Here is a 6,778-nt window from a genome sequence, read left to right on the forward strand (position 1 = left end):
TCTTCCTTGCAGGTCATGAAACCAGCGCATCGGCTTTGGCGTGGGCGTTTTATCTTATGGCGCAATTCCCAGAGTGGCAGGACAAGGTCGCTGCCGAGGCCGAGGCAGGGCTTGCAAACGATTTTTCGGCAATTTCTAAGCTACGCGTCAGTCGCGATGTCTTTCGAGAAGCGCTGCGTCTGTATCCGCCTGTCCCTATGATGGTGCGCGAAAACAGCTGTCCTGAAGAGTTTCGCAAACGTGACGTCAAAGTGGGCAGCCAGATCGTGCTAAGCGCGTGGCATTTGCATCGCCACGAACGACTGTGGGACAACCCCGATGGATTCGACACTGCGCGTTGGGGCACAGACAATGGTAAAACCTGTATGCGCGATGCGTATATTCCATTTTCTGCGGGCAGTCGTGTGTGTCCGGGGGCTGGCTTTGCGACCATCGAAGGGGTTCTTGTCCTGTCGATGATTTTGAAAAACTACCGTGTCAGTTTGACGGAGCGTCCCGAACCAGAACCTGTCGCACATTTAACTGTGCGTGCAAAAAATGGAATTTGGTTGAAGATCAGCCCGAGACATCAGACCTCGTAACGATCAATTCGCAGAGTTAGCACAAGGCTTATCATTGGGCCGAACTTGATCGCGCATATTTTCGAGAACAAACAATCGAATAGCCGACGCAAGACCGCATTCGCTGCCACGGATCGCATCAATTTCGGCTGCAAGATCATTGATCGCACGATTTTTATCACGTGCGATGTCGCAAAATTCATTCCAGAAAGCATCTTCAAGGGACACCGATGTACGATGTCCTTTTAAGGTCAAGCTGCGTTTTTGAGGGCGTTGCATCATCGCTCCGCAAGGTAGCCGCGTTGCGTGCCTTTGGCCGCGGCAGTTTGATAGGCGTTAAGGACACGAGCAAGTGTGCCGTCATTACTTTTGAGATACCGACGCGCCTGGCGAATTGCAATTAATTGCGCGCGAGGGATACGTTTAATTTCTTCGGCATCAGACATTTGGTGCTCTCACAACGACTAGGTTAGAGGTTGTGTGACAGAGAAATGCTGCGAAAGTTTGAAGGTAAATCTAACTATCGCCATCTTGTTTGATGCCGTCCAGTTTGGCAATGCTCAATGTATTGCGCGCTTTGGCCAAGGTACGACCGGCTTTTGGAAGCCCATGCAGCGCTGCATTCTTATCCGCGCGGACCTTATCATCAGCCCGCGCTTTTTGTTTTTTGAACCGGTTAAGATTGACCGGCTTGCCCATTTACTTTGGACCAATCATGTCTTCGGGCCGCACGACGCGATCAAAAGTTTCCGCGTCAACCAAGCCAAGCGCAATCGCTTCTTCTTTCAAAGTGGTACCGTTCTTATGCGCAGTCTTGGCAACTTTGGTCGCATTGTCGTAGCCGATTGTGGGCGCAAGGGCGGTGACCAACATCAGGCTTTCTTGCATCAGCTTTTCAATACGCGGCTTGTTGGCTTGGGTGCCGTTCAACATGCGCTCTGTAAAGCTGGACGCTGCATCACCCAAAAGCTGCATAGATTGCATGAGGTTATAGCTCATCATTGGGTTGTACACGTTAAGCTCGAAATGACCTTGCGAGCCAGCAAACTTGATCGCAGCATCGTTGCCCATGATATGTGCGGCTACCTGTGTCAGTGCTTCGGCCTGTGTCGGGTTCACTTTGCCCGGCATGATGGAAGACCCCGGTTCGTTCTCTGGCAGGATCAGCTCACCTAGGCCAGAACGAGGGCCAGACCCAAGGAAACGCATGTCGTTGGCGATTTTGTAGCAAGAGCCCGCCACAGTCGCGATTGCGCCGGACGTGAAGACCATCGCGTCATGTGCGGCCAAGGCTTCGAATTTATTTGGGGCTGTCACGAAGGGCAGGTCTGTGATGTCGGCCATGTGGGCCGCGACTGTTTCGCTCCAACCGTGTTTGGTGTTCAGACCTGTACCAACGGCTGTACCGCCTTGGGCCAGTTCGTAAATACCGGGCATTGTCGCCTCAATGCGCGCGATTCCTTGGCGAATTTGATGGGCGTAGCCAGAAAATTCTTGTCCCAAAGTCAGCGGTGTCGCGTCTTGCGTATGTGTGCGGCCGATCTTGATGATGTCTTTGAACTCTTCTGCCTTGGCCTCAAGCCCCGCAAGCAACTGCTGCAAACCCAGCATCAACGTGTCGCGCACCATCATAGCCGCACCGATGTGCATGGCTGTGGGGAACGTGTCGTTAGAAGACTGGCCCATGTTGCAATGATCGTTGGGGTGCACAGGGTCTTTGGATCCAATCACACCACCAAGGATTTCAATTGCGCGGTTGGCGATGACCTCGTTTGCATTCATGTTGGACTGCGTGCCAGAGCCTGTCTGCCAAACCACCAATGGGAAGTTGTCATCAAACTTGCCGTCAATCACTTCGCCAGCGGCTTGGATAATCGCATCCGCCAGCTTAGGATCCAAATCGCCAGAGGCCTTGTTGGCCATGGCGCAGGCCTTTTTGATCACGCCGAGCGCGCGCACGAGGGCGATAGGCTGTTTTTCCCAACCAATTGGGAAGTTCATCAAAGACCGCTGTGTCTGAGCACCCCAGTACTTTTCGGATGGAACTTCCAAAGGGCCAAAGCTGTCTGTTTCAGTGCGTGTCGTGGACATGGGATGCTCCTGCAAATGTCAGGTCGGTATACAATTGCATGCCGCTTAGACCGAATGCGTCATGAGGTTCAATTGAAAAGAGGATCGGATTTTACTTACGAAAGGAGTCCAAAGATACGATATCGGCGTCTTTCTTTTGGGTTGCTTCGGGTTCTGGAGTTTTAGCAACGACGACATCAATCTCCGTCTCGACGTCCACAGAATGCAAACCCTGTTCGTCCTCGTCATCAACGGCCTCAAATTGTAGGCCGAACTCAACAGATGGGTCCACAAAGGTACGCAATGCATCAAACGGAATGTTCAAGGGTTCAGGTGCATCCCCAAAGTTCAACGTAATAGAAAATCCGTCATCACGGATTTCGAGATCGTCAAACCAATGTTGAACAACAACGGTCATTTCAGCAGGGTAGCGTTCACGCAGCCAATCGGCGACTTGGACGTCGGGGTGCGTTGTATCGAATGTGATAAAGAAATGATGTTCGCCAGGCAGGCCGTGGGTTTTGACATCTTCCAGAACGTTTTTGATCAGCCCACGCATCGCATTGTGCATCAGATGTCCGTAGTCAATTGAATCTGTCATGGCAGGCCCTCGAAGTTGGTTTGGGCAAGCATAGGGAGATTCTTAGGGAACCAAAAGGGGGTTAACGCGCCTCCAAACACTCTTGCGCGTAAGAGGCGGCCCCCACGAGGGCTGCATAGTCATCCTGAACCAAATGCACAGAGAATTGCGCCATAAAGTTCGCGAAACGGCCCTTAGACGCAAAGCAACTGGAAAAGCCGTGCTGATCCATGAACGGCAACAGCGCGCGTGCAACGCCACCCACAAGGAAAATGCCGCCAAACGGGAGATGTGTTAGCGCCATATCACCCGCAAAATGGCCAAGTGTTCGGATCAAAAGACCTGCAGCCGTTTGCGCCTGGCGATCGCCGTTCGTGCAAAGCGCCATAACCTCAGCCGCGGAAATGCGGTTTGCGGAAACATATTCATAGGCATATTCGAGGCCGCGGCCCGACAGAACATCCTCAGTTGCGACGTGTCCGATCTTGGTTTCTAGGTAATTATTCAGCGCTTCAAGCTCTTCGTCCTGTGGGGAAAAGCTGGTATGACCCGCTTCGGCAGGCGGCACGTAAGTACGCGTGCCCATTTGGTGGACTGGGGCGACATTCATGCCCGTGCCAAGCCCGATCATCAGGCAAGGCCCAGCGCTGATGTTTGTCCCAGCTTGAACAGGTGTCAGCGCGTCTTGTGATAAAAAGGGCAGTGCGTGGCCTTGCGCGGAAAGGTCATTTAATAAAACACCCATCGCACCGCCAGTTGCCTCGCTTGCACCTTGCGTCGTGATCGTCCAATCCAGATTGGTTAGCTGACCGCTGTCTCCGTTCACAGGGCCCGCAAGCGCAACGCTAACCGCATCGGGTTTTACATCGTGCGTGCTGAGATAGTCGCGCAGAATATCTTCCAACCCGTTTGATTTGGCGTTCACATACCGCGTCACAGTTTGTTCACGCAGAACCGTTCCATCAAGCAACGCAACGCGCGTATTTGTGCCACCAATATCTGCGGCAAGGATCAAAGGAACTGTATGTGTCATAGACCTGCTTCGTAAAATGATTGCGCTAACGGCGCAAGGCGTCTTGTAGGGCGTAATACGAAGCTTTGGGTGTTCGTGTCAGCGTGTCGAAATCAACATGTACCGCACCAAATCGTTTTTCGTAACCCAAGGCCCATTCATAGTTATCCATGAGCGACCAAAGAAAGTATCCTTCGACGGGTGCTCCGTCTGCGATGGCGCGTTGTACAGCCTTCATATGCACATCTACATAAGCGATACGCTCGGGGTCGTTTACTTGGCCATTCTGGATGATATCCGCATTCGCCATACCGTTTTCTGTGACAAGCAACGGTAAATCGCCAGTGTAGACATCTTTCGTGCGCGTTAAAAAGTGATGCAAGCCGTCTGGATAAATCTCCCAACCCATCTTGGTCTTGGGCAGTGGGCCATCCACCTCTTGGTGTGAGGGCCACGGATCATCGTTGGGCGCGATGCGTTTGCAGGTGTAATAATTCAAGCCAACCCAATCGAGGGGCGTTTGGATCGTCTTGAAATCGTCCTGCCACCCTTTGGGCAAATGCAGCTCGAATGCTTTGAGAACGCGGGCAGGGTATTCCCCCTTAAAGATGCCGCTTAGGAAAAACTGGTTGTAGTATTCGTCATAGACGGCTGCCGCTTCCATGGCTTCGGGCGTATCATCTGCGGGGTGGGGGTATTCAAAATTGAACACACCGCCCAAGTTGGACAGGCCCAGCGCGCGCATACGATCAATTGCGGTGCCGTGCGCGAGTAAAACATGGTGCATCGCGCGGGCCGTTGCACGTATATCGCGCAGACCCGGCGCGTGGTGGCCTAGCATATGGGATAGCCAGCCTACGCACCAAGGTTCGTTGATCGGTGCGACGGAGTGCATACGATCACCGATCTTGCCCATGATCACATCTGTGAAGTCGCCGAACCAATTGGCGATATCGCCGTTGCGCCATCCGCCAAGGTCAGCCAGTGGTGATGGCAGTTCCCAGTGATAAAGCGTCGCGCAGGGTTTCAAATCACGCTCTAACATGGCGTCTGTCAGGCGGTCGTAGAAATCCAAACCCTCTTGATTGATTGCGCCGCGCCCTTCCGGCATTACGCGTGCCCAAGACACCGAGAAACGGTAGGCATCAAGACCCGCAGCAGCGACCAGATCAAGGTCTTCGGCGTAACGGTGATAATGATCACAGGCTTTCAATCCGTTCTCTGCACGCACAACATTTCCCGGCGTGGCGGCAAAATCATCCCAATGGGTGCGACCCGCGCCACCAAATCCATGGCCCTCGATCTGATACGACGATGTCGCCGTACCAAACATAAAACCCTCGGGTAAATCTGAGCGATCCCAGTTAAACTTGTCCATCGTGTCTTCCTTCATTCAGCCTTTAACGGGACCTGTTGAGCGACCTGCAATGAGTTCGACCTCTAGCAGTTCAGTCTCTGGCGGCGCGTTAGGGTTTTCGATTTGGCGCAATAACAACTCTGCCAGTTTAATTCCTGCGGTGCGCACAGAGGATCGACAGGCTGTAAAAATTGGCACGTCTTGACCGTTCTTTAGGTAACCCAGATCATCGTCGTGGGTGATAACGGATACGTCTTGGCCCATGCGCAAACCCAACTCTTCAATGGCGCGACGGACACCGATTGCCGAAATCATTGAAGCGGTCAGAAAGGCGGTCGGGGGCGTTTCACTTTGCAGCATGTCTTTAGCGGTTTGATAGCCATAGACCTCAGTCATTTCTGCGCTCCGCATAAGGGCAGGATCAGCCGTCACGCTGCGTTCTTTCAAGGCGGTCAAATAGCCTTCGCGACGACGGTATGCAAAATCCATGTTCTCAAGCCCGTTGACCAACGCAATGCGGCTATGGCCAAGGTCGAGTAGAAATTCAGTCGCGCGCTTGAACGCAGAGTTGTTGTTTACATCCAGCCACGCGTAGGGCGTCATTTCGTTTGAGGCGCGTCCGTGAACTACAAAAGGCAGGCCGATCTTTTGCATAAGGGCGATCCGTGGCTCGTCTATTAGCGGAGCGTGTATAACGACACCGTCTACAGAACTGCGCGCGGATAGATTGCGATACGTCGCCAACTCGTCCTCTGTTGAGACGACCGACATCATAAGATCATAGCCTTCGCGGGCGTAGATTTCACCAACCCCAGAAATAAAGTCACCGAAAACCGGATTAACAATTTCATGGCTATGACTAAAGGGAATCACATGGCCAATCGCATGCGCGCGTCCTGTCGCAAGTCCCTTTGCACGGGCGTTCGGGCGATAATTATGCGCTTTCGCAAGGTCCGCTACACGTTGACGCGTGGCCTCGGACACCTCTGGATAGCCGTTAAGAGCACGGCTGACTGTGGTCTGGGACAAGCCAATGATTTGTGAAAGTTCCTTTAAATTCACCGGTGTTTCCCCAATTTGCGTTCAAAGCGCTATCAATTATTTAGTAGTAAGCGTGAATTTACAAGAACGTCAAAGGCGAATCGTTATCCACATTAAAAGTATATGAATATGGCGTTTCGGAGTTGACACAATGGGCA

General features: G+C 52.6%; 9 protein-coding genes. 1 reads left to right on the forward strand and 8 read right to left on the reverse strand.

Features of this window, described 5'->3' with window-relative positions; translation table 11 throughout:
* A partial coding sequence (locus QZ279_RS15320; RefSeq protein ID WP_293452537.1) for a cytochrome P450 occupies nt 1-581 on the forward strand: 581 nt, incomplete at its 5' end.
* Nucleotides 582-584: 3 nt separating this feature from the next.
* Here QZ279_RS15320 and QZ279_RS15325 read toward each other — a convergent pair.
* The 8 genes from QZ279_RS15325 to QZ279_RS15360 all read right to left on the reverse strand — a co-directional run bounded on the left by QZ279_RS15325 (nt 585) and on the right by QZ279_RS15360 (nt 6,641).
* Entirely contained in the window at nt 585-842 is a 258-nt protein-coding gene (locus QZ279_RS15325) for a ribbon-helix-helix domain-containing protein (protein ID WP_293452540.1), read from the reverse strand.
* A complete protein-coding gene (locus tag QZ279_RS15330) occupies nt 839-1,006 on the reverse strand; it encodes a hypothetical protein (protein ID WP_293452543.1) in 168 nt (55 codons plus the stop codon). Before QZ279_RS15330 ends, QZ279_RS15325 begins: the two co-directional genes overlap by 4 nt.
* A gap of 70 nt (nt 1,007-1,076) precedes the next feature.
* A complete protein-coding gene (locus QZ279_RS15335; RefSeq protein ID WP_293452547.1) occupies nt 1,077-1,259 on the reverse strand; it encodes a DUF4169 family protein in 183 nt (60 codons plus the stop codon).
* A complete protein-coding gene (gene fumC, locus QZ279_RS15340) occupies nt 1,260-2,651 on the reverse strand; it encodes a class II fumarate hydratase (protein WP_293452550.1) in 1,392 nt (463 codons plus the stop codon).
* A gap of 91 nt (nt 2,652-2,742) precedes the next feature.
* Nucleotides 2,743-3,231 (reverse strand): ClpXP protease specificity-enhancing factor SspB, encoded by a 489-nt coding sequence (locus QZ279_RS15345; protein ID WP_293452553.1) that lies wholly within the window; start codon nt 3,229-3,231, stop codon nt 2,743-2,745.
* A gap of 61 nt (nt 3,232-3,292) precedes the next feature.
* Nucleotides 3,293-4,243, reverse strand: coding sequence for a glucokinase (locus QZ279_RS15350; protein ID WP_293452556.1), 951 nt, complete (start codon nt 4,241-4,243; stop codon nt 3,293-3,295).
* Between the two features lie 25 nt (nt 4,244-4,268).
* Nucleotides 4,269-5,615: a GH1 family beta-glucosidase gene (locus QZ279_RS15355; protein WP_293452559.1), complete on the reverse strand. Its 1,347-nt coding sequence runs from the start codon at nt 5,613-5,615 to the stop codon at nt 4,269-4,271.
* Nucleotides 5,616-6,641 carry a substrate-binding domain-containing protein gene (locus QZ279_RS15360; protein WP_293452561.1) on the reverse strand — a complete coding sequence of 342 codons (1,026 nt, stop codon included), beginning with the start codon at nt 6,639-6,641 and terminating at the stop codon, nt 5,616-5,618.
* Nucleotides 6,642-6,778: the final 137 nt, after the last annotated feature.

It is taken from the genome of Planktotalea sp., from assembly GCF_018607965.1.
In the GTDB taxonomy this organism is placed as follows: Bacteria; Pseudomonadota; Alphaproteobacteria; order Rhodobacterales; family Rhodobacteraceae; genus Planktotalea.